The sequence below is a fragment of the Arthrobacter sp. 10N418 genome (assembly GCF_056394725.1).
This window is the reverse complement of sequence record NZ_JBFTIK010000023.1, coordinates 32,984-54,876: the sequence shown is the minus strand read 5'-3', so window position 1 is coordinate 54,876 and position 21,893 is coordinate 32,984. Positions and strand designations below refer to the sequence as shown.

Genomic DNA, 21,893 nt, shown 5'->3' with positions numbered 1-21,893 from the left:
GAGCTCATGCAACAATCACAGACCGTCGGCACCGTGCCGGCTGCCGAGCCAGAACAGGAGGACACCAACCCCGAACTGGCGCTCAGCGCCTAACCACCCCAAGAATCACGCAACAAACGCGTTACACCACACAAATGGACTTGACCCCGGCCCGCTTCTGGATACAAGTGCGTGACGATCACATCCCGACTATCAGAACGACATCACCCGTCGTACAAATCGAATCCCTTGCGAGGACCTGAAGTATGAAAGCGGTAACTGGTTCGTCGCCGATCGCGGTTTTCGGCGATTTGCACGGTGACACGGGCTGGGCATTGTGGGCCTTCGTGCCGCTGCCCGCGAGGGCGTTCGCAACGCCTTGCACGTCGGTGACTTCGGCGTCGACTGGCCCGGGCCAAAGCGGGGGCGATACGAGCCCAGGCTGAACAGGTTCCTGGCCGACCACGACATGCTGTTGACTCTGGTGGGCGGTAACCACGATTGCTGGTCGACGCTGGCCAACCTCCCTGTACAAAACGATGGTTTGGCCACCTTTCGCTCGAACATCAAGGTGTTGCCCAGGGGCGGACGGGCAACCATCCAGGGCCTCAGAGTGGGCGGGCTCGGGGGAGCCTTCAGCGTCGACTACCGACACAGGACCGAAGGCAAAGACTGGTGGGCGAACGAAGAACCCACAGCCGAGGAGGCGCACAATTTGATCCGCGGCGGGCCGTTGGACGTCCTCATCACGCACGATGTGCCGACCGGAGTGCCGCTAAAAGGGGACTTCGTCCTGACTGCAGACCTAGTGGAACATGCAGAACGCACTCGGGTCCTGCTCCGGGAGGTGGTCGACGAGCTGGCACCGCCCCAGGTCTTCTGCGGTCACTGGCATCAGCGGCGGATTCACCAGCTGGTCCACTCCGATAGACGGATAACTCGCATCGACGTGCTCGACAAGGAGGAGTCCCGGGAGGGCAACGCGGTGCTGGTGTGGCCGGGCGGCGAGCCCCTGCGCATCAAGCCGCTGTTCATTCGGGGTGATTAAGGCCGGCAACGGCCACCAGCAGAGGTGTGCCTGAGGCCGCGGTGAGACATACACTCCCGTCCGCACACATGAGGACCATGAATACTTCGAGAGCGGCAAACAATATGCGCCTTCAGCCCACATCCCGGCCGGCTGCACAACACTGGGCCCCTCGCACTCCTGAGGCGACCGAGGCTTGGTCTACCGATGCAGAAGAAGTGGTCGCCGCTACCGCAGATCGGAGGCTCACAGATGGACGCTGAAGGTGAATACACGCCGGATGAGATCGCGTTCCACGCCGAGGCAATTCGTGACGCGCCATGGCCGCTTGACGAACACATTTTGATTGATCCACTTTACTTGGGCGCCGTCGCCGCCAAACTGGCCAGCCACCATTGTGCCGAGGCCGCACGGTGGACAGCGGTCAACCAGGACGCCCTGCTGCTGGCCAGGGAACGAAATGACCGGACCTTCCCAGAAGTTATCGAGTACGTGGCCGGCGACATGCTCCGGACCAGCTGGCTGGACCGCTTCTTCCACGGGGTGAGCCCTAACGATCCGGCTCCCAAGACGACATACCTGGAGAATATTGGGGCGTTGGAGGAGTTGGCCATGAGCGCGATTCTTGATGTTCGGTTCGTCGTCCAAGCTTTCCGCGACACGCCTCCAAGAAAGCGTCATGCACTGCTTGACCGGCTAGCGGAAACAAGCCGCCGTGAACGCCGGACGGCACGACAGGAAGAGTGATAGAGATGCCAGCCCAGAACGTGAACCAAGATGCGCTGATTTCACCATCGGCGATAACTAATGATATTGGCCACATAAACGCCGGTGCGGCAGTTCACGGATCTCCGGCCGGCGAAAACCCCCGGCGAAACGATGGCACTTCAGCCCGGGTTTCTGCCGGACCTCTACTTCTCGGCTACGCGAGAGTATCCAAGGCTGACCAGCGTTTGAACCGGCAAGTAGAGGCATTGCGCCAAGCGGGTTGCAACCGTGTTTTTGAAGACCACGGGATCTCCGGCATGAAGGTGTCCCGGCCGGGGCTGGACGAGCTGCTGACCTTCGCTCGCCCTGGGGATGCGATTGTCATTCTTGATCTCGATCGACTGGGTAGGAGCACGAGACATTTGTTGGCGCTCATTGATGACCTTCGCTACAGGGGGATTGGCTTGAAAATCCTCAACCTCGGCGTCGACACGAACACGCCTGCTGGGCAGCTCGTTCTCACAGTCATGGCCAGTATCGCCGCGCTGGAGCGCGCGTACTTGGTGGACCGGGTACGCTCAGGGCTGGAATCTGCGAAGCGGAATGGCCGAGTGGGTGGTCGCCCGGCGGCGCTTTCTACCGAACGCCGAGAAGAAGTGGTTCGAATGAAAGCTAGCGGTCGTACGGTCGCGGAGATTGCCAGGCTCATGGTCACCAGCGAGCGCACGATCCGACGCGTGCTGGCTGCGACGGCGTGCGGCCCGTCCGATGACGGCTGAAAGCAGTCCGGTCAGAGCGAACTCCGGCTAGGACTTCACCACCGGTTGGGCTTTATGGTGCGGAGGCGATGCCTCTGGACGCCTATAGAAAATCGCATGCACTAGGGACTGGTGGGAATGCCCCGTTCCTGAAGGGACTCTGCTCGGGACACATTCATTGGCTCACTGGATGGCAGGAGTTCCGGATGCGTGAGTCAGCCGGGGCCGAGTCAAGACTAGAGGTGCTTGACCCGGCGCAGATCCCACAGGTGCCAGGCTTCACTGGTCATCACCGTCGCGGCCCCCACCGACCGGCCGAGCTCCTCGGCCGAGGTCGTGAAACTGTGCAGTTTGCCGTCCGCGGTCTTGGTTTTCTCGGTCTTTCGCACAAATGCGGGCCAGGAACGTCCGCGGGCGGCTGCGCTTGCGACCCGCCATTCGTATGCGAGGGCGAACCGTGCCCACTGGGCGTCCACGGAACCACCCTTAGTCAGATGTTGTGCGGCCTCCCGCATCATGGTCGTGGCGTCCGAGTCGATCTTCGGATGCTCCTTGCGCAGCTCGCTGATCCGCGCGATGTCTTTGGTCAGCCCTGCCGCCTGGTTGTTTAGGTCGCTAATGAGCCCGTCATCGAAGTGGCCCGTGGCGTATTGATCGTTGGTGTAATCCCACAGGAATCTACGGTGCTGGGCCCGTTCGTCCTCTGCGATCGCCAGGGCCCGCGCCCGGCGGGTCGGTCGGTTGCCGCTCAAGACCCACACCGCCTGAGATGCACCTAGCAGCGCGGCGCGGGTCGGAGTGAAAAGCGATGTGGGCCGCATGTTCAGCTCACCTTCGACGAGGTCTGCCATGAGCGCCAGATGGTCGACGGCAGACAAGAGTCCCGACCAAGCAGTTGTCCGTACCGGAGCACTGACCAGGCCCTGGTCATCCACTCTCAAGGAACTTCCCTGCTCGATGTTGTCCGGGGACGCTGTTCTCGGCTCCCATGCCCGCGCCGCGTCAAAGCACCGCAGCAGGCGCCCGTGCCACATCCCATCGCTCTCGTCCATGGAACGAACCTACAGGGCCGCCCATCCACAGCAGTCAGGTGCGGTCCTTGCCTCTACGCATGTTTTCCTTGAGACACATCCGCGAGAGGTGTGCGCCAGTAAGAAGTGGGTCCTCGTCGCCGTGCTGGTGGCCGCCGTCCTCATCGCCGCCGCATGTGCCGCGGAGACTGCAGCAGGAACAGCAGCGGCAGGCGGGAGCTGCGCAGCCGGCAGCGCCGGTCGAGTCCATGGTGCAGGCCAAGCGGAGGATCGAAGCCGACGCCTACACGGCCCGAGTCGTCGCCGAGCCTGAATCTATGATGACCGGCGGCAAGCGCAAAATCGTTCGGCACGAGGCCTGAACATCTCCTTCGAATGGGTCCGCGGCCATAACGGCCACCCGCTCAACGAGCTGGCAGACCGCCTGCAGCGCTGGCCCGCCACAACCGTAAATGGGCGTCGACGAAATCACGAACGCCCAGGATGATCGCTTCGATCCGGGATGACGCGAAGGGAATTGTTGGCAGCCACCCTACTGGCGTCTGCCTATGCCCCAGTCGGCTTGGTATGACTGGATAGGCTTTCTGCATGACTGAAATTCTGGAGACAGCACGCACCAGCTACGGCGACTGGAAGGGCACCACCGCCGCCGATGATCACCAGACCGTGGGACACCGGACCCCCTATGAGGTCGTCGGGCTAGACCCTGATCTGTGGTGGATCGTTGGCTTCGACTTTCAGGGCCCGGACCTGACCCACGAGGGTGGCCTGTTCGTCTATGCGGTCCGGAAGGACGCGATGGGCATCACCAACTGGGACGCGATCCAGCTGCATGGCGAAGCCAACGGCTCGGTGCCCGTCACCAAGTTCCTAGTCCACGGAGTCGCGCCGGTGGAGCTCATCAGCGAATCCTTCAACCAGTTCCAGGTCCAGCTGAGAACCCGCAACGTCGGGCATGACCTGGATGTCGTGGCCCTCGATGACCTGAACTACGACGCCGAGACCAACACCGTCATCCCGCGGCCCAAGCCGGAAGCGGGTCCGCTGGCGAAACTAAGGGCTGCCCGCCGCCCAGCCTAGGAGTAACCGCACACTGCGCCGGCTGAAGAGTCCTGGGCGGTCCTCCGTACACCTGGGGCCCATGAGAAACTCATCCGGAACCTACGTGGGCCTTGCTGGCTGCGCCTCCCAGAAGCTGCAGCGCCGGGCCCCGGCCCGCGAACTCTACGTCTCCCAGCTGTTCCGGAAGGCTTCCGCCTACGCCGAACTGACCTGCGACCGCTGGTACATCCTCTCGGCCAAGCACGGGCTGCTCCACACCGACGAGATCATCGACCCCTACAACCTGCGGCTCGGCACGAACGATAAAACGTCACCACCGATCCGCGCGTGGTCCGCCGGCGTCCGGGACCAGCTCGACCTCGAGGACGTCACCCGGGTGGTCCGGGCGGGAGAGCAGTATCGGACTGTGCTGCTTGGCAGCCGGTGGCCGTCCGAGGTGCCCATGAAGGGTCTCGGCATCGGCTGGCTGACGGCGCGGCTCAACGCCGGCAGCAGTTGACGATGCCGTGGGGAAGAAAATCGGACTCGTTCATGCCTTCAGGCTCGCGCGCTGAGGGAGACCATTTGGTCGGCTACTTGACACCCTGGTGGTAGGATTGAATCACTAACTAACAAAAATGATTCATGCGAAAGAAGTCATGCCATGAGCGGACATATTGCCGGGCGCATCACCAAGCTGCGCGAAGAGAGCGGAATGAGCCAGCGTGCTCTGGCCGCCGCCGCCGACGTCCCCCAGACGATCCTTTCCCGGATTGAGGCGGGCTCCCGCCCCGCGCGGATTGACGAGGTCATGGCTTTGGCTTGGGCCATGGGGCACAGCGTGGATGCCATCCTGGACGAGCATCCCCTGAGCGAGCGCGTTCTCGTTGCTGCGCGCGCCAGCATGACCGGCGCCGATGCTGCGTCCGTGAAGAGCCGGCTCACTTATTTCCTCGAGGTGGACGCGTACATGGACCTGGAGAAGGTCGCTGTTCGTTGAGCCATGAAATGAAAGCACCTGCAGACCTGACCGGCATCGAACTGGAGGCCTACCTCAGTGCCCGGAAGCTGCGAGTGGCCCATGGGCTGAGTACTGCACCGATCCGCGACGTGCAGGAACTAATCGAGATGGTGGACCCGGAGATATTCGTTGCTGTCCTGGACATGCCCGCCGGCATGGACGGTATGGTCGTGAAGGACCCGGCCCGTGACCGCACTGTCGTCGGCGTGGCAACAACGAGTGTCCCGGAGCGGCTGCGCTCTTCCTTGGCCCACGAGCTCGGTCACATCGTCAATTCGGACTATGTGGGAGAGCTTCCCCCGAACTGTGCCGAGCGCACCCCCAGCGAAAACAGGGCCGATACGTTCGCGCGGCACCTGCTGGCGCCACGTGAAGGCATCGAGCTTCACCTGCTCGACCTCGGCGCCACCGCAGGACATCTTGAGCTCGCCCACCTCGCGTCGGTCACGCGGCACTTCGGGGTTTCTCCCATCATGGCACTGATCCAGCTGCGCGCCATGCGCTGGCTCAGCGGTACCCAGGAGCAGGACTGGAAGAGAGAATCTTCACGGAGCCTCGCCCTGCGCTTCGGCGGCCTGGAAGAGTACAAGGCGCGGGCGGCCGAGAGCCAGCGGCCAGTCCCGCCGAGGAAGTTGGTAGCCAGGGCAACCGAGGGATACGTCGACAACCAGGTCTCCCTGCGCACGCTGGCACTGCTAAACGGTGAGGACCCGGAGGATTTGAAGGCCGAACTGGATGAAGCGGGCATCGTCCCGGCGCCCATCGAGGTCATTTGGGCCAACGACGACGATTTCGGTCCGGGCAATTGACCGAAAAATCACAGGCAATCCTGGACGCCGGCCCCAGCATCACCTTCTGCGCTGTCTCCCGCCACAGCATGCTTTATGAGGTTCTCGGCCAGAAATCGGACCTCCTGGCCCCTGATGTCGTCAGCGACGAGGTCACCCGGAAAGGCGGAAAGGACTTCAAAGCCGTCAAGGGTAACTGGCAGAAGCTGACCGAAAACGGCCACATCAAGATTCTCGACTCCACAGCCGGCGTGCCCAGCTCTGCTGACCTGGAGCGCGAGGTGAAGCGGATCGAGCGGATGTCGCTGGCAGAGCGGAGCACGCAGGCGAAGAACCTCGGCGAGCTGCTGGCGATCTGTCATGCCATAGTGCTCAGGAATCAGGGGAAGAAAGTCGCCGTTCTTATGGATGACCGTGAGGGCCAGATTATTGCAGCGCGGAACAAGATCCAGGTCATCTCCACTGAGCGGGTGCTCGGCTGGTCAGCGCAAAGCGGCCACATCAAAGACAAGGGCGAGATGCGCAGCCTTTACGCGAGGATGCGGCCTCTGGACTTGGCCCTGAGACCGCTCGAGCAGACCGAGCTCCTGAGCAATACACTCTGGAATCCGATCAAGGCTGCAGCCCGAGCCGCTCAGGATGAAGAAGCCTCCGTACCCAGCTAACACCCCGCTGGATTGGGCAGGAGACTCTGTGACTGCCGCCCTGCGGAAGCGAGATGGCGTGATGGCCCAGAGGGAATGCAGCACCAGCAGGTCCCCGCCGAGTTCCATCCCGGCGCTGATCATTAGGTCCGGGCGCTTGAGGGTCAGCATCTCCCCGACATTGGCGAGAATCTGGTCGACGGCGTCCAGGGTATCGAACAGGTCGATGAGGCCGGCGTCCGGGACGATGCTCAGGTGCGCCTTCCCGACAAGGACACGGCGGTCATCTTCGAAGTCGTCACTGTTGCCCTCAGCCCAGGCGGGCGCGTCGATCGTGACCGTCCAGTCCTTCGGGTAATCCGACGGGTCGTGGTCCAGGCTGGGGACACCCCGGTACTGGCAGCTGTAGTCGAGGGTCATGTAGTCGGGGTCAAGGGCGGCCATGGGTGCCCTTCGGTGCCGGGGGTGGTTCGTCACGCGCAGTCTATGCCCAGTCCTTCGGCGGCGTAGTAGCCTCGGGGTAAGTCAGCTTGGGGGAGAAAGATGAACAGGAGCTTCAGAACAAAGTCCGGCCGGAGATGGTGGATTGTGGCGATCTTCGGCATCGTGTCCACCCTGATTGTGGTTCCGGCCGTCACGGTCGGGCACTTCATGATCGATCAGGCTGTTGGCCGGGTCACCGTGGCCGCGGACGCCGAAGGACGCGAACGCGCGGTGTACTGGCGTGAGTATCCTGGCATGGCAGGAGTTGATCCCCAAGAAATCCTCCAGGGTCCCACACCCGAGGAGGGGCTTGCCGCGGGTCAAGCCATGATCTCGGAGGTCCGTGCCGCCCTGACGGAGGAGCTTGGGCTGAAATGAGCGCCGCCGCCGGAAGGTCAGGACGATGTCGACCCCTTTGTCCACCGGGTCCAGAATTACTTCGGAGGCGAATCTCTCCTGACTGTCGTGAATGCGCTTCCCTCCCAGAGCACCAGCGTGCCCCGTGACTGGGCGGACAAGCAGCGGGCACTTGAAACCGTCCGTACGGTCATCGCCAAATACGGGTACTCGGCACCAGTCATCGACACCTTCGACCAGTGGTCCGATGAGCAGCTCATCAGTGATCGTGGAGGACTGACGCCCGAGACTCAGGTGATCGTCTCCGGAATGGCCCAGGGACCGGCAGGCCAGTGGCTGTCGTTCACGTTCCAGGACCTCTCGAAGGACACAACCGGGAAAATCGACGAACGCCTCGCCCCGCCTCCAGGGTCCGGCTGGCAGCTGGACACGTTCAGCCTCGGCTATGGCGCGAACGGGCTTCTGCGTGACGCGGACCGGGATGAGTTCAAGAAGCGGCTTGAACCCTTCGCCGGCCTGACGCCTCCGGCGCCCCTGGAAACCTAGCAGGACCCCAGTGGGCGGCTGCTACTGCACGAAGCCGCTCTGGAGCGCCTGCAGGTCCGCAGCCAGGGCTGTCATCCCGGGGGTGGGCGGCTCGGGCTCACCGGAGCTGTCGCCGAACCATTTGTGCCAGACGGTGGCGACGACTTCCGGGGTGATGGGCGTGCGGGCGGCAATCAGCGCGACGAAGTCTTCCATCTCGGAGTCGGACTCGTCCTCGGGCGCCCCGTCCGGCAGGACGCCGAGCAGGTCGTGGGCGTTCAGACGTTCGGTGATGGCGGCACGCAGTCGGGCGTCTTCCGGGGTGATGGTGTCCATGGGCGTCATTCTAGGAGCAATCAGGGGCCGCGGGGGTTGAGAGTCCGTTGTGATCGGCGGAGTCCCGCCCGGCGCCTCCAGGACTCCCTGGTGGCAGAACGTTCACTTGGCGGACTTGCTTCGCTGGTAGGGCCGGGCATGGATGAACTGCTGCAAGGCGCTCCGCCAATTGTGACCGCAAGCGCGAAAGACTTTGCCGGCAGGAAAGGCTTCGATACGGACTTCCTGGGCGTGCCGGTGCCCCTGCCGGGACTGGTCGGGGTGGAGACTGCCGTGTTGCCTTACACGCATTTCTCGGTATTGATGCGCCTGGACAAGCGGCTTGCCGCCGTCACTGCAGTGGGGATTGACGGCAGCAAGCTCAGGGATCTAGATCGGGCGGGGATCTCCTGGCGGTTGGACCCCCGGCTCGCCGCTGACCTGCAAACGGGGGAGCGGGTCTACGCCCGAAACGACATTGACCGCGGCCATCTGGTGCGCCGTGCTTCGGCCGTCTGGGGCGACACCGTCGCCGAGGCCGAACTAGCCAACGAGGACACCTTCCACTACACGAACGCGGCGCCGCAGGCGGCCAAGTTCAATCAGGGCCTTGAACTGTGGCTGGGTATTGAGTCCTATCTTCAGGAGCATGCGGCCCAATACCGCAGCAGGATTGTCGTCTTTACCGGCCCGATATTCAGCGCCCTCGATCCGGTGTACCGGGGAGTGGACATCCCGCTGCGCTTCTTCAAGGTCGCCGTGTTCATCCACCAAGAGGAGTTGGCAGCAGTTGGCTACGTGGTGGACCAGTCCCCGCAGCTGGCCGAGCTGCCGGACGTGCCGCGGCCCGGGGCCACAGAAGACGTGCCGCCGCTGGGCCCGTTTCGGACGTTCCAGGCACCCATTAGGGACATCGCCTCGCTGACCGGGCTGGATCTGGAGCAGCTGGTCGCCGTGGACCGGATGCCCATTGCCGCGATCCTGGATGCCGCCCGGGTCGGGTCAACGTGGCGGAGGCTGGCCGCCTTCGAAGACCTCGACCTGGAGTGATGAGGCTGCTGTGGACGGCGTATGGCCCCAGCCTCCGCCGGTTGCCCAGGCTCCTGGGCAACCGGGCTGAGATGCTAGGACAGTGACTGACTTCCCAGCAGCATTCCCCGGGCCTCACCAGCTTGACGCTTTTTCGTCCCTTTTCCAGGCTGGCGCGGGTCCGACCCTCCCGGCCGAGGCGAACCTGAAGACGGTGAGGACCGCCGTCGCCGGCGCTCTTGCCGAGGCGAAGGCGTACGAGGTGGCCGAGGAGTGTGTGCGCTTCGGGCTCGAACCCCAGAAGGACAACGAAGACCCCTGGGCGAGTAAGTTCCGGTATGTCGAGAAGAAGCTCAAAGGCCTGGGCTTGGACGAGCTCGTTGCGCTGGGTCATCGGGTGCTGCAGGAGTACCCGACGCCGGAGCTGGAACAGATCCTGGCGCTGGCTGGCGCACGGGGAGTGGCCGGTGAACTGAAGAATCTGATCTTCGCCGCAGACGGTCCCAAGCCCAAAATCGTCCTCCGGGACGCCGTGAACAATCACATCGAGATCACCGAGAACGCCGAGCATTGTCTGGTCTACGATGGGGCGCTTCCGCCCGAGGGCCTGACCTGGCGGGCCCTAGTCGCATGGTGGACCAACACGGAGGTGGTCCCTGCCGATGCGGAACGGGAGGCGGCCACCGCACTCTACCGCCGACTTGTGGCATCCCTGGCAGGGAACGGCGCGGAGATGTTCCTGTTCGATCAGTACTGCGCGCTCTACGGATCACACGGTTTCGACCTGCCGGCGTTGATTCCGCAGGTATACCTGCACTATGACCCCTACACGAAGCGGACGGGCGCGACGCTCCCGCGGCAGCGAATGGACTTCTTGCTGCTGCTGCCGGGTCGGCGGCGCATCGTGCTCGAACTAGATGGTGTGCAGCACTACGCGCGGGACGGGCAGCCGCGGCCAGACCTTTACGCCATGATGGTGTCAGAAGACCGCAAGCTCAAGCTGGCTGGCTATGAGGTGTACCGCTTCGGTGGTCAGGAGTTAGTGGACCGAGCAGCGGCCGCCCGGATGCTGACGGCCTTCTTCCGCGAACTGCTGCAACTGTAGTCCGTAGTGCTCTCGTGCGATCGAGTCAGGTAAGTGTCGGCTCTAGAACGGACGCAGCTCGTAGTCAATCTTCATCGATACATGCACCGGACCTCCGGGCGATCCCGGAACTTCGACGTCGAGCAGCCGGACCAGGGCATGGCCGTGGTCGTTGCGGTAAATGGCGATCATTCCGACTTCGAGCTCGGCGAAGTGGTTTTCAAAGTCGTAGCTACTAGGGTCGTCAATCTGGTCAAAAGATTGCGCATAGCGCGCGAGGGCAACGACACCAGGGGTGCCGCCGTTGGCGTAGATCGAGCCAGGACCGCGTTTGCCCCATCGCGTCGTCCAGGTCGCGGCCGTTTCTTCAGGGCCGGTAGCAAGCACGTACCGGCCCCCGTTCTGCGTGAAATCGAACTTGGCAGTTCCGTGCAGGCCATCCCGCCGCAGGAAGAATCCCTCAAACGTAGCTGTCAGCGCAGCAAGCTCATCCCGCAAGTCCTGGGGAAAGTCCCGGCAAACAACGCCCCTCGCTGTTAATGCACGCCATCCGAGCCGGTTAATGCGCGGATTGATGTCGTAGCGACCAATGAAGACCTCCGCGATGCCTGCGTCGGCTAGCCGATCGGCACAGCATAGGCGATTCTTGCTCTCGAGGTTTGAACAGGGTTCGAGCGTCACGTATGCCGTGGCTCCGGCAAGGTCCAAGTCCTCAGCTTTTGCCTTGTCTAAGGCAATCTCTTCAGCATGCTTAGTTCCGCCACCTTCTCCTTTATGCGCTGACATCAGTAGAACCCCGTCGCGGGCCAGCACTACTCCTACCCTGGCACCGCTCTCAGGGGATTTTCGTGCCTCTTCAACGGCGCGGCGCATCAGCAAGTAATCTTTGGTGGTCATGAAATAACTGTCGCACGGGCTCTCTCGGCCAAGAAATTTTGCGTCTCTCACAGTTAGATGGGGGTATTCAGCATGACGTGCCCAGAGTTCCCCGCCCGCCAAGGTCGCCCGTCTCGCCGGGTCGCACGAACTCTAGTTAACAGGGAACGTCGCCCCTGCCCTGATTTCCCAGGATTTCGACGTCGTAACTGTCCCATACAGTCTGTCTCATCGGGTCGTCTCGATATTCCCCAAGGACTAATGAGACGAGACAGGACGGGAGGCAGTGCATCGATTGTTCAGCGCCGGTGCCGCAGTCGTGCATCCGCGTACCGTCCAGGGCACCTACTGCACTCGTACCCAGGCCGGGTGAAGCGCAGCGACATCACAGCCGACGTCGGCACCGACTACACCGTTTGGGCGCCTTGGAAGCCCCGGCGGGCGTCCCGGTCCAGCTGGGGAACCCGGCGAGCAAATGGCAGTCGCCCTTAAGGCCGGCTCGTCACAGAACCGCACCGTCCCCGCCGACAGCCAGGTCACGGCCCTGACCGACGCTAATGGTAGCTTCGTCGTCGTCTACCCGTCGCCGACCCGGGCGCTGCCCCTGGCGAAGCCTACGAGGTGCGCGCCGTAGGCGGAGGGGCGGCGGCGATGGTCAGCAGTCGCCATCGTCGCCCGCTAACCTGCCCACTACCCGTGCAGCGGGACTACTTCCCCTCGGGACTCCCGTCGCTGGTATCGTCCGGGTCGCCAGCCGGTCCTTCCGCGGCGTCGGCTGAGCTCGTCGACTCTTCAACGATGGCCCTCAGCTGCTCCTTGGCCTCGGCAGCGGCGGCTCCACTTCCTTTGAGCCTGGCCAAGCCACGCTTGCTGGCATCCAGGGCGGGCTTCGCACCCGCGCCAATGAGGACTCCTACCCCCACCAGTGCGGGGGCGGCCTTCTTCACTGCATCGAATTCGATGTGCTTGATCAGTTGCTCCACCCCGCCGGCGGCCTTTGCCGCGGTGGTGATCTGCTGGTACAGGCCTAAGTTGCTCATCGTTCCCCCTGCCCGGATGCGATCCGGGATCTCTCATCAATGATGTTCAGTGTAGGCGGCCAGCGGTGAACCGCCCGCTTGATTACCTGTCTAGGCCACGTTGATGAAAAACCGCCCAGTCGCGCATGGGCGCAAAAAGCATCCCTCTAACGGAGACACCGCCATGATCCTGCTTGACCGGCACGGCCCGGAGGACGGAGCCGGCCCTGCCGATGATCCTCTCCGTCGTCGCCGGGTTACCCGGCTTCGCGGCGCTCCTGCCGCTAGAGTCGAGGCCAACCGCGTCCGATCGACCCCCCATGGAGGGACCCGCCCAACTGCACTTAACGCCCGCCCCTCATTTCTGGAGCTCCTCATACACGAGTGCGCTCAGCATCTTGAGGAGCGCCGTCATCTTCGTCTTGTCGCCCAGGGCCTGAAGACTCAAGTTGTAGTGGCTGTCCATGGAGTTGGACACCGCGTCGGTGACGGCCTTCTCCAGATGCGGGCTGCTGCCGAAGTGATTCCTCGAGTTGTTTTGGGCCTGTTTCTGCAGCGTCTCGTTCTTTACCAACTCCCGTCGCACGCCTTCGACGAAGTGCGCTACTGCGTCCAACTCCTCGCCCTCGAAGGGCAGGTTGGCCTGCTGGATGATTTCCTCCCACGTCACCAGGACAGGATCCTTGGCCTGACCGGTGCCCGGCTCCGTCAACGGCTTCAACAGCTCGCCCTCGCCGGAGAGCTGCAGCTGGGACTGACCCTTGTCCTTTAGCGCATACTTGGCCAGCACGACGCCGGAGAGGTCCAGCGCCACCTTCGCGTCGTTCACACGCAGAACCGGGAGGAGGTGCTTGTAGTAGATCGAGCGTTTCTCCAGGTCCGGGTCTGCGAAGTCGACGATCTGGGACAGGAAGTCGTAAGCGCGGACAAACGAGCCGAGGTCTTTCCGGAACAGGTCCAGCTCGTCCTGGGCGGCCTTGTTGCCCTCGGCAACGGCTTCGTTGTACCGGGTGTTGAAGCGGGACTTTGCCGGGGCCACCCAGCCGGAGAGCGCGTTGTTGCCGGCCTCCAGCACGTAGGACTTCACGAGCCCGTCCACCTCGGACTCGAGGTAGATCTGCGCGGCGTCGAGCTTGGCCTGGAGGTCGTGGACCACATTCGGTTCGGAGACGCCCTCCAGCGCGGCCTCGCGGAAGTACGGCTGGAAGGAGGCCAGGATCTCGTCCGGGTCGTTGACGAAATCCAACACGAACGTCTGTTCCTTGCCCACGGCTGTCCGGTTAAGCCGGGAGAGCGTCTGCACGGCCGAGACACCGGAGAGCTTCTTATCCACGTACATCGCCACGAGCAGCGGCTGGTCGAAGCCGGTCTGGAACTTGTTGGCTACTAGCATGATCTTGTACTCATCCGTGGCGAACGCCTCCGGCAGCGTCCGTCCCTTCAGCCCGAGGTTCATGTTGAGCTCGGTGAACGCCTCGGACCCGGATTCGTCGTCATTGACCTCACCGGAGAAGGCGACCATGGTGCCCAGACCGGAGTAGCCGGCGTCGTGGATGTACTTGTCGATCGCGATCTTGTACCTGACGGCTTCCTTGCGGGAGCCGGTGACCACCATGGCCTTGGCCTTGCCGTCGAGGCGCCAGGCGACGTTGCTGCGGAAGTGCTCCACGATCACCTGGACCTTCTGGCTGATGTTGTACGGGTGCAGCTTCACCCAGTTCATCAGGGAGTTCAGCGCCTCGGACTTCTCCACCTGGGCATCGTCCGAGTCGTAGTCCCGGCCCTCGTGGGTGAGCCGGTAGGCCACCCTGTAGCTGGTGTAGTTCTGCAGCACGTCCAGGATGAAGCGCTCCTCGATGGCCTGCTGCATGGAGTACAGATGGAACGGCTGCGGCAGCCCGTCCGGACCCTTGCGGCCGAACAGCTCCAGCGTCTTGGCCTTGGGGGTGGCAGTGAAGGCGAAGTAGCTGATGTTCTTGGCATCCGCCCGCTCGGCCATCTCGGCCGCCAGATAGGCCTCCACGTCGAACTCGCGGCCGTCGTTGACGTCCGCCAGTTCCTCGGCGGAGAGGACCTTCTTCAGCTTGTTCGCGGTGGACCCGGTCTGGGAGGAGTGGGCCTCGTCCGCGATGATGGCGAAGTTCCGCCCCTTCAGCGCCTGGGATTCAGCGATGGCCTTCAGCGCGAAGGGGAAGGTCTGGATGGTGACGATGATGATCGGCGTCCGGGCCACCAGCGCGGCGGTGAGTTCGGCGGACTTGGACCCGGCGTTGCCGCGGATGGGGACCACGACGCCGGACTTGTGCTCGATCTGGTAGATCGCGTCCTGCAGCTGGGCGTCCAGCACGGTCCGGTCTGTCACGACGATCACGGAGTCGAAGAGCTTCTCGTTGCCGGTGCCGTGCAGTGAGCTGAGCCGGTGCGCGGTCCACGCGATGGAGTTGGTCTTGCCGGATCCGGCCGAGTGCTGCACCAGGTAGCGGTGGCCGGGCCCCTCGGTGCGGGCGGTTTCGATGAGCTGGTTGACCACGTCCCACTGGTGGTAGCGGGGGAACAGCAGGGACTTGTGGACTTCCCGTTCGCCGGTGACGGGGTTGGTTTTGTCGCTGATCTGCAGGTGCAGGAACTTGCCGATGATATTCAGCCAGGAATCGCGCTGCAGGACCTGTTCCCAGAGGTAGCTAGTGGCCGACCCCTTGGGGTTAACCGGGTTGCCGGCATGGCCGTCATTACCGAGGTTGAAGGGCAGGAAGTAGGTGTCCTTGCCCTTGAGCTCGGTGGTCATCTGGATTTCGTCGTTGCTGACGGCGAAGTGCACCAGGGCGCGTCGGCCGAAGGACAGCAGCGGCTCGTACTTGTTCATGCCGTTGCGGGGGAGCCGGTCCTTGCGGTACTGCGCGACAGCGTCGTTGATGTTCTGCGTGAAGTCGGTCTTGAGCTCGATGGTCGAGACCGGCAGGCCGTTGACGAACAGGACCAAGTCGATGCTCTTTTTGGTGTCGACGGTGGAGTAGTGGACCTGCCGGATCACGCGGAGGCGCACCTTCCCGTAACGCTCCAGCGTCTCCGGGTTCAGGCCCATGGCCGGTTTGAACTGGCACATCTCGAACTTCGCGGCGACGTCCTTGAACCCGGTACGCAGGACCGAGAGCATGCCTGCTTCCTTGGCTGCCGGCTTGTCCAGCACCTTGCACAACCGGTCCAGGAGGAGCTGCTTCGCGACCTCGTGCTCGGCGGGGGAGTCCGTGGGCTTCAGTACCTTCGCCAGCTGCTCCGGCTGCGTGTCTGCCAGCCACCCGAAGACGTCCTCCGGGACGAGAGCGCGGTGGGCGTCGTAGAGTTCGCTGGCCCTGCGGTGCGGCTCGTAGATCCAGCCCTCGGCGGCAAGGGCCTGGCAGATCTCGTCCTCGAATGTCACTTCATTGTGCTGCGCCAAAATGAGTCCCCTGCTCGTTGGTACGAAGATCGTGCAGTGATGTTCCGTCCGCGTCACGCCACAGCTTTAGTGGTTCCCGCACGTGACCTCCGTTCATCAGATCGACTGCCTGTCCGGGGCCCGTGAAAATGTAATCCTGCTTCAGGACAAATTGATCGCCAAGAATTTCGGCGACCCCGTCCGAGATGAGTCGGCTTCGGTGACCCAGGATTGTCTCAGGCGCGCCGGGCCTAGCCTCGGCCCGGGCCGACGAGCCTGCGATGACGAGCATCTGCTCACCCACCAGGCGCCCCTCCAAATCGCAGCTACGGTGACGGAGGTAATACGTCGTGCCCGCGACGGGCAAAGGTTCGATCATCGTGAAACTCGATCCATGAGACCCTGAATCGCGACCGGCTCGCCCTCGTTGTTTTCCACTTGCCAAAACTCCGCTCCCGGCACGTTGTCAGCGCCGGCGTGATGAGCCGCGGCGTCCAACGTGGAAAACTCATGGCCATCAATGACGACCACTCCGTCTTCAGTGACCTCGGCCCGCATTCTGATTGTGTCGTCTGCGGGGCTGAGGAAATCACCCGAGGAAAGGATGCCGGCTTCGACGAGGTCAGCAACGTCGGAGGCAACACGAGTAGCAAGCTGCGCGATCCCTTGAATGGCGGGAAATGCGACGGACTGGCCCGACTTTAGCCGCTCGTAGCCGGCCCTCGTGACTTGGGCCATGAGGATCCGGCGCTCCTGCACGAATTCGTCGTAGCCCATCGTTTCCCAGTCCTCGGGAAGAGCGTGCCAGAACATCTGCTGCCGAAGGGCATCGTCCCTGAAACCGCGTTCGGCAACTAAGGCCGGCCAGTATTCGGCCGGCTCTCGGTCGGAGATCAGGATATTGGTGCTCCAGTCGGTCGGGGCAAAGTTGGCAACCTGGTTGATCTTCTTGAGGTCCTTGATGCCGACAACGTTTTCGAGGTATTTGCGAGGGTTAAGGTGATGGCCCTCGGTCCCCTTCGTCGCCGGGAGTGCCGGATCCATCCACTGTTGGACTTTGTTCCTCAGCATAAACATGTCCGCATCGAGAATATTCAGTGCGGCTAGGTAGGTCTGGTACGCGGGGGACAGTGCGGATGACGAGGTCACCAGAGAATCTGGCATGCGAAGCGTCCAGAAATCGTCCGATAGTTCGGCAGAAATGACTGCCTCAAGTGTGTATACGAAGCTGCTCGAATCACTGCCCTCGATGGCCGTCAAACGGTCCAGATCTTTCTGGAGTTGGGTTTCCGCGCTACCGGTATAGCGACCGGACAGTTGGGACATGAAGAGCCAGCGGGCCATGAGGTTCCGCAGGGTAGTGACGTCCACACCGAAACGCGTACGGCCCAGTATCCAGAGGGCGTAACTGGACAAGATGTTCATGTCGGACGTGACCATTTTTCGAGACTTGAAACCCGCCACGGCGAGGCATCGGATGAACTCGGTCCAGTGCAGATCCTTGAGGACGATCGGCAGTGCGGCCTGCAACTTCGCCAATTCGGCGTCCTGCCGCTCAGGCACGACGAAGCCAGTGCTGCGATCCTTGGCCTGGAGCGCGTTGTACGCGTCCCCGAGCTTTGCCCGGTTCTGCCCGACGGCGACCAGAACCCGCACCAACTGCCCGGCGTCGACCGCCAGGTAATTGTTTATCGGAGTCCAGGGAACGGTCCGGCCTGCTATTTCGCTGGCCCGCTGAGGTGTAAGACGCGAATCTCGCGCAAAGCTTTCCAGACGCTCGCGTCCTTCTGGCCAGAAGACACTGAGCCACGTCAAGATGAAGTCCGACGCCTTGAGACTGACTCCCTCGGAGTTGATACGGACGAAGATGTCAGCAACTACCTTCTTGTCGGCATCCGGCTGGATCTCAACGACCGTGAACTCGTAATTACGCAGGCCATCAAGGCGACCGAGCCGTTCTTCGATGAGTTCCTCCATCTCCTCGGTCAGCTCACCGCGGGCTTCCTCGTAACGTTTCTTGAAGGATCGCCGGATCTTGAAGGGGTTATCGAAGAACTCCGACACGTTCCCGATCCAATCCGCGGATTTCTCGATGGCGGTATTGGTCACTTCAAACTTTTCCGTGACCGGGTTGAAACCGATTGACATGGTTTTCGAGTTGTAGTCCGCGTCCCGGACAGCCGCTCCCTTGAAAACGGCATACAAGCTCGTGAGCCGCTGCTGACCGTCAATGATCTGGTGCGCGCCGATCCGCCCCGTGGCTCCGGAGATCGTTCGGGACGATTCTTCTTGCGAGACATTCCAGAACATCAGCTCGCCGACAGGGTACCCGCGATACATGGAGTCGAGCAGGTCACGGATCTTCGACTTAGGCCAAACAAAGGGTCGCTGTAGGTCGGGTAGTTGAACGACTCCAGACTCAACAGAGTCGACCAGGCCCTGGACCTTCCAACCGACGGGTTTGAATACCGTGCTCATTCCGTGACTCCTTCGCTACTGACATTTGATTTTGCCGTTGACTGCAGCGGAGATGACGGCGGAACGGCGCTCGCGCAGCAATTCGACACAACGCTCAGCCTTATCCTGAAGCATCTTATACGCGTGCACCTTCTCATCTACATAGCTGACGATAGCTTCCTGCTCGGCAGGGGGCGGCACGGTAAACATAAAGTCGATCAGGGTTGGCCGGCGCAGGGAATCCACCGTTGATTTTGCAGAGCCGTCCAAGGCCACCTTTGCGAAAAGCGTCGAGAAAAAATAGAAAAAGAATCGACCTAAGATTCCTCCGAAATCGCGCATGACATAGACCCGTTGATGAGCATCGAACTGTCCTTCAAAGTAGTGAAAGACCTTTCCGACGCCTGCTCCGTCGCCAGCTGTAAGAACTGCTTCGCAGTCGAACGAAGCAGTGTTGATGCGTTCGACAGTCTGAGAGCGTACAAAGAACGGAAACTGGCCCTCCGCTTCGGCGTTCACGGTGTCGCGAGACCCAGTGCTTACTTTGCATAGGTACCGCATAGCTTTGACATCCCAATGGATTGGCACGTCACCGAGCCAGGGGATGCCCGAGGGTTTGGTCGGGGCGGTTGCGTCGAGGCCTTTGGTGACGGCGTGGGTGATGATGGCCTGGCGTTTCTCGCTTAGCAGGTCGATGAGCTGCTCCTGCCTGCCGATTAGCTTGTCGATCTGGGCAGTTTCGCGGTCAAGGAACTTAGCGATCGAATTCTGGGTCGCCAGATTTGGGAAGGGCATTTGAAAAGAACGAAAGTCATCCTGGCTGAGGTTCTGCATGCTACTGCTGGTGCCAACACATATGGCGGCAACCTGGTCGCGATATTCCCGCGTCTGCATCCACCAGTAGAGATATTTTGCGACTGCGGCCTCAGACGTCCGCACTTGCCAAAGACGATCCGGAAGATACAGATTGTCATAATCACGCTGTGTGTAGCCAGCAGCACCCACAAGAGCTGGCGTATTCATCCGACTGACGATCAACCGGTCGGAACGGACTGGACAGGACACCCGGTGACGCTCGTCGGGATCAACGACCTTGTTTTCCTTTGCGTCGAAGTATCCGTTGGAAACACAGCTAGTCTTCAGCACGCCTGCTTCGTCGTTAACGGATGGGAGATCCATCGAATTTACACTGGTTCCGCTTTCGATCGCGGCCACTGCACGGCGGACCGCCAGTTGAGGGAACGTCACTTTTCGACCTCGGCCAGCATCGTCGTGATTTCACCGATGAGCTCGTTCAGATCGGCATCGATCTCGTCCAGCGACCTGGGCGCGACATACTTGTAGAAGTGCCGGGTGAAGGGGATTTCGTAGCCGGTTTTGGTCTTGGTTTCGTCTATCCAGGCGTCGGGGACGTGGGGGAGGACCTCCCGCTCGAAGTAGTCCCGAATATCTTCGCCGAGCGGGACGTTTTCCGTGTCGCGAAGGTCCGTATCTGCTTCCGGCGTACCCTTCGGGCCTTTACAGAAGTCGGCGGTTTCGTCGCGTTCGGAGAGCCCGGTCAGGATTGTTTTCAGGACTGGGGCGCCGGGCTTCAGACCGGCGCTGGCGAGGGCCGGCTTGAGGGCCCTGAGAAAAGCCTCACGGTTCTTCCAGAGCTTTGTCTCGCCTTCGCCGAGACGGGTGAGCGTCTTCTCGAGAGATTGCCGGTCGTCGTCGGACAGTTTCTCGACTGGTTTCTGCGCCAGAGCGGCGTCGATCCTCTCGGGCGTGCAGGCGAAGTTGAGCTTGAGGGGTCGTTCCACGGTGATGGTGGCGTAGCCGAAGTCCTGGTTGTTGAAGATCTTGGAGGTCGCGCCGTCGTCCTCGAAAGCGCCGTAGAGCTGGACGATGTTCGCAATGTCTGTGGTGCCGAGTTCTTTGCGCTTGGAGCCGAGGCTCTTGCGCATTTTCTGGAAGAAGTCGACGCCGTTGACGAGTTGGATCTTGCCGACGCGTTCCGGGTGTTTTTGTTTCTTGCTGTTGGAGAGGATCCAGATGTAGGTGGCGATGCCGGTGTTGTAGAACATGTCCGTGGGCAGCGCAATGATGGCTTCCACGAGGTCGTTCTCGATCAGGTACTTGCGGATCTCGGACTCGCCCGAGCCGGGGCCGCCGGTGAACAGCGGCGAGCCGTTCAGGACGATGCCGATGCGGGAGCCGCCGTCGTGCGCAGGGCGCATCTTGCGGACGAGGTGCAGCAGGAACAGGAGGGAGCCGTCGCTTACGCGGGGGAGGCCCGGGCCGAAGCGGCCTTCGAAGCCGTGGAGTTCGTGCTCTTTCTGGATCTGCGGCTGGATTTTCTTCCACTCCACGCCAAACGGGGGATTGGAGAGCATGAAGTCGAACTGCTGGCCGATGTTCTGGTCATTGGCAAGGGTGTCGCCGACGGAGATCTTGGAGATGTCCTGGCCCTTGATCAGCAGGTCAGACTTGCAGATGGCGTAGGACTCGTCGTTGATTTCCTGCCCATAGGCGACGAGGGAGGCGCTCGGGTTCAGCGCGTGGAGGTGTTCCTGGGCGACGGTGAGCATGCCGCCGGTTCCGGCGGTGGGGTCGTAGATGGACCGGACGATGCCCTCTTTGGTGAGGACGTCGTCGTCGTAGTTCAACAGGAGCTGCACCATTAGCTGGATGACCTCGCGCGGGGTGAAGTGTTCACCGGCGGTTTCGTTGGAGGCTTCGGCGAAGCGGCGGATGAGCTCCTCGAACATGAGGCCCATCTCGATGTTGCTGATGGTCTCCGGGTGGAGGTCGATCGCGGCGAAGTCTTTGGCGACGTGGTAGAGCAGGTCCGAGCTGTCGAGCTTCTCGAGCGTCTTGTAGAACTCGAAGCGCTCGAAGATGTCCCGGGTGTTCTCGGAGAAGCCCTGGACGTAGTTGAGGATGTTCGCCTTGATGTTGGTGGGGTCGTCGAGGAGCTTGGCGAAGTTGAACTTGGAGGTGTTGAAGAAGCTGTGGCCAGATGCCTTCTGCAGGAAGGTGTCCAGCGGGATGTTGAGGTCCTTCTTGGCCTCGGCCTCCTGCAGGACGGCATCCTTGGTCTTTTCCAGGACGCAGTCCAAGCGGCGAAGGATGGTGAACGGGAGGATCACCGAGCCGTACTGCGCTGGCTTGTAGGTGCCCCGCAGAATATTCGCGATGCTCCACACCAGGTTGGCGTTGTTGTTGCCGGCCACGTCTTGATCCTCATATCCCCGACTCCGTCGGCTGTGCATGGTGTCGGTTCACCCGTCATTCAATCCCTATGCATCATATGTGTGCGATGGCATCGTTGGGCGCGCACTGATCGGGCACAAC

22 protein-coding genes are annotated in these 21,893 nt (G+C 62.0%); 13 read left to right on the top strand and 9 right to left on the bottom strand.

Annotated elements, in window-relative coordinates:
- Positions 1-316 precede the first annotated feature (316 nt).
- The 3 genes from AC1DCZ_RS16370 (at position 317) to AC1DCZ_RS16360 (ending at position 2,493) form a co-directional block, all read left to right on the top strand.
- Complete coding sequence (locus AC1DCZ_RS16370; RefSeq protein WP_476975530.1) at positions 317-1,027, top strand: metallophosphoesterase family protein; 711 nt, start codon at positions 317-319, stop codon at positions 1,025-1,027.
- 186 nt (positions 1,028-1,213) lie between these two features.
- Entirely contained in the window at positions 1,214-1,753 is a 540-nt protein-coding gene (locus tag AC1DCZ_RS16365; protein ID WP_476975529.1) for a hypothetical protein, read from the top strand.
- A gap of 5 nt (positions 1,754-1,758) precedes the next feature.
- The gene (locus tag AC1DCZ_RS16360; protein ID WP_476975528.1) at positions 1,759-2,493 is read left to right on the top strand and encodes a recombinase family protein; all 735 of its coding nucleotides are present in this window, start codon (positions 1,759-1,761) and stop codon (positions 2,491-2,493) included.
- Positions 2,494-2,708: 215 nt separating this feature from the next.
- Here AC1DCZ_RS16360 and AC1DCZ_RS16355 read toward each other — a convergent pair whose 3' ends face one another.
- Entirely contained in the window at positions 2,709-3,524 is an 816-nt protein-coding gene (locus tag AC1DCZ_RS16355) for a hypothetical protein (RefSeq protein WP_476975527.1), read from the bottom strand.
- 567 nt (positions 3,525-4,091) lie between these two features.
- Between AC1DCZ_RS16355 and AC1DCZ_RS16350 the strand changes: the two genes are divergently transcribed.
- From AC1DCZ_RS16350 to AC1DCZ_RS16320, 7 genes are all read left to right on the top strand, one after another.
- Positions 4,092-4,583, top strand: coding sequence for a hypothetical protein (locus AC1DCZ_RS16350; RefSeq protein ID WP_476975526.1), 492 nt, complete (start codon positions 4,092-4,094; stop codon positions 4,581-4,583).
- A 61-nt stretch (positions 4,584-4,644) separates the two neighbouring features.
- Complete coding sequence (locus tag AC1DCZ_RS16345; protein WP_476975525.1) at positions 4,645-5,064, top strand: DUF6884 domain-containing protein; 420 nt, start codon at positions 4,645-4,647, stop codon at positions 5,062-5,064.
- Between the two features lie 144 nt (positions 5,065-5,208).
- Complete coding sequence (locus tag AC1DCZ_RS16340) at positions 5,209-5,544, top strand: helix-turn-helix domain-containing protein (RefSeq protein WP_476975524.1); 336 nt, start codon at positions 5,209-5,211, stop codon at positions 5,542-5,544.
- A gap of 8 nt (positions 5,545-5,552) precedes the next feature.
- Positions 5,553-6,374: an ImmA/IrrE family metallo-endopeptidase gene (locus AC1DCZ_RS16335; RefSeq protein WP_476975523.1), complete on the top strand. Its 822-nt coding sequence runs from the start codon at positions 5,553-5,555 to the stop codon at positions 6,372-6,374.
- A complete protein-coding gene (locus AC1DCZ_RS16330; protein ID WP_476975522.1) occupies positions 6,371-7,018 on the top strand; it encodes a PIN domain-containing protein in 648 nt (215 codons plus the stop codon). Before AC1DCZ_RS16335 ends, AC1DCZ_RS16330 begins: the two co-directional genes overlap by 4 nt.
- Positions 7,019-7,585: 567 nt before the next feature.
- A complete protein-coding gene (locus AC1DCZ_RS16325; protein WP_476975521.1) occupies positions 7,586-7,858 on the top strand; it encodes a hypothetical protein in 273 nt (90 codons plus the stop codon).
- 87 nt (positions 7,859-7,945) lie between these two features.
- The gene (locus AC1DCZ_RS16320; RefSeq protein ID WP_476975520.1) at positions 7,946-8,383 is read left to right on the top strand and encodes a hypothetical protein; all 438 of its coding nucleotides are present in this window, start codon (positions 7,946-7,948) and stop codon (positions 8,381-8,383) included.
- Positions 8,384-8,404: 21 nt separating this feature from the next.
- On the opposite strand, the gene AC1DCZ_RS16315 is transcribed toward AC1DCZ_RS16320, so the two are convergent.
- Positions 8,405-8,698, bottom strand: a complete 294-nt coding sequence (locus AC1DCZ_RS16315; RefSeq protein ID WP_476975519.1) for a hypothetical protein — start codon at positions 8,696-8,698, stop codon at positions 8,405-8,407.
- A 90-nt stretch (positions 8,699-8,788) separates the two neighbouring features.
- On the opposite strand from AC1DCZ_RS16315, the gene AC1DCZ_RS16310 reads away from it, so the two are divergent.
- Entirely contained in the window at positions 8,789-9,727 is a 939-nt protein-coding gene (locus AC1DCZ_RS16310; protein ID WP_476975518.1) for a DNA/RNA non-specific endonuclease, read from the top strand.
- 82 nt (positions 9,728-9,809) lie between these two features.
- Positions 9,810-10,811, top strand: a complete 1,002-nt coding sequence (locus AC1DCZ_RS16305; RefSeq protein WP_476975517.1) for a hypothetical protein — start codon at positions 9,810-9,812, stop codon at positions 10,809-10,811.
- Between the two features lie 42 nt (positions 10,812-10,853).
- Here the strand turns inward: AC1DCZ_RS16305 and AC1DCZ_RS16300 are convergent, their stop codons facing one another.
- Positions 10,854-11,687, bottom strand: coding sequence for a hypothetical protein (locus AC1DCZ_RS16300; protein WP_476975516.1), 834 nt, complete (start codon positions 11,685-11,687; stop codon positions 10,854-10,856).
- Positions 11,688-12,141: 454 nt separating this feature from the next.
- Here AC1DCZ_RS16300 and AC1DCZ_RS16295 point away from each other — a divergent pair, with 454 nt between their 5' ends.
- Positions 12,142-12,300 (top strand): hypothetical protein, encoded by a 159-nt coding sequence (locus AC1DCZ_RS16295; protein WP_476975515.1) that lies wholly within the window; start codon positions 12,142-12,144, stop codon positions 12,298-12,300.
- A 73-nt stretch (positions 12,301-12,373) separates the two neighbouring features.
- Here AC1DCZ_RS16295 and AC1DCZ_RS16290 read toward each other — a convergent pair whose 3' ends face one another.
- The 6 genes from AC1DCZ_RS16290 to AC1DCZ_RS16265 form a co-directional block, all read right to left on the bottom strand.
- Positions 12,374-12,706, bottom strand: a complete 333-nt coding sequence (locus AC1DCZ_RS16290) for a hypothetical protein (protein WP_476975514.1) — start codon at positions 12,704-12,706, stop codon at positions 12,374-12,376.
- A 337-nt stretch (positions 12,707-13,043) separates the two neighbouring features.
- Positions 13,044-16,121 (bottom strand): type I restriction endonuclease subunit R, encoded by a 3,078-nt coding sequence (locus AC1DCZ_RS16285; protein WP_476975513.1) that lies wholly within the window; start codon positions 16,119-16,121, stop codon positions 13,044-13,046.
- Positions 16,105-16,479, bottom strand: coding sequence for a DUF4357 domain-containing protein (locus AC1DCZ_RS16280; protein ID WP_476975512.1), 375 nt, complete (start codon positions 16,477-16,479; stop codon positions 16,105-16,107). The genes AC1DCZ_RS16285 and AC1DCZ_RS16280 overlap by 17 nt, the downstream gene beginning before the upstream one ends.
- Positions 16,476-18,578 (bottom strand): GmrSD restriction endonuclease domain-containing protein, encoded by a 2,103-nt coding sequence (locus tag AC1DCZ_RS16275; protein WP_476975511.1) that lies wholly within the window; start codon positions 18,576-18,578, stop codon positions 16,476-16,478. Before AC1DCZ_RS16275 ends, AC1DCZ_RS16280 begins: the two co-directional genes overlap by 4 nt.
- Positions 18,579-18,593: 15 nt before the next feature.
- Positions 18,594-19,805, bottom strand: a complete 1,212-nt coding sequence (locus tag AC1DCZ_RS16270) for a restriction endonuclease subunit S (RefSeq protein WP_476975510.1) — start codon at positions 19,803-19,805, stop codon at positions 18,594-18,596.
- A complete protein-coding gene (locus AC1DCZ_RS16265; protein ID WP_476975509.1) occupies positions 19,802-21,772 on the bottom strand; it encodes a type I restriction-modification system subunit M in 1,971 nt (656 codons plus the stop codon). The genes AC1DCZ_RS16270 and AC1DCZ_RS16265 overlap by 4 nt, the downstream gene beginning before the upstream one ends.
- Positions 21,773-21,893: the final 121 nt, after the last annotated feature.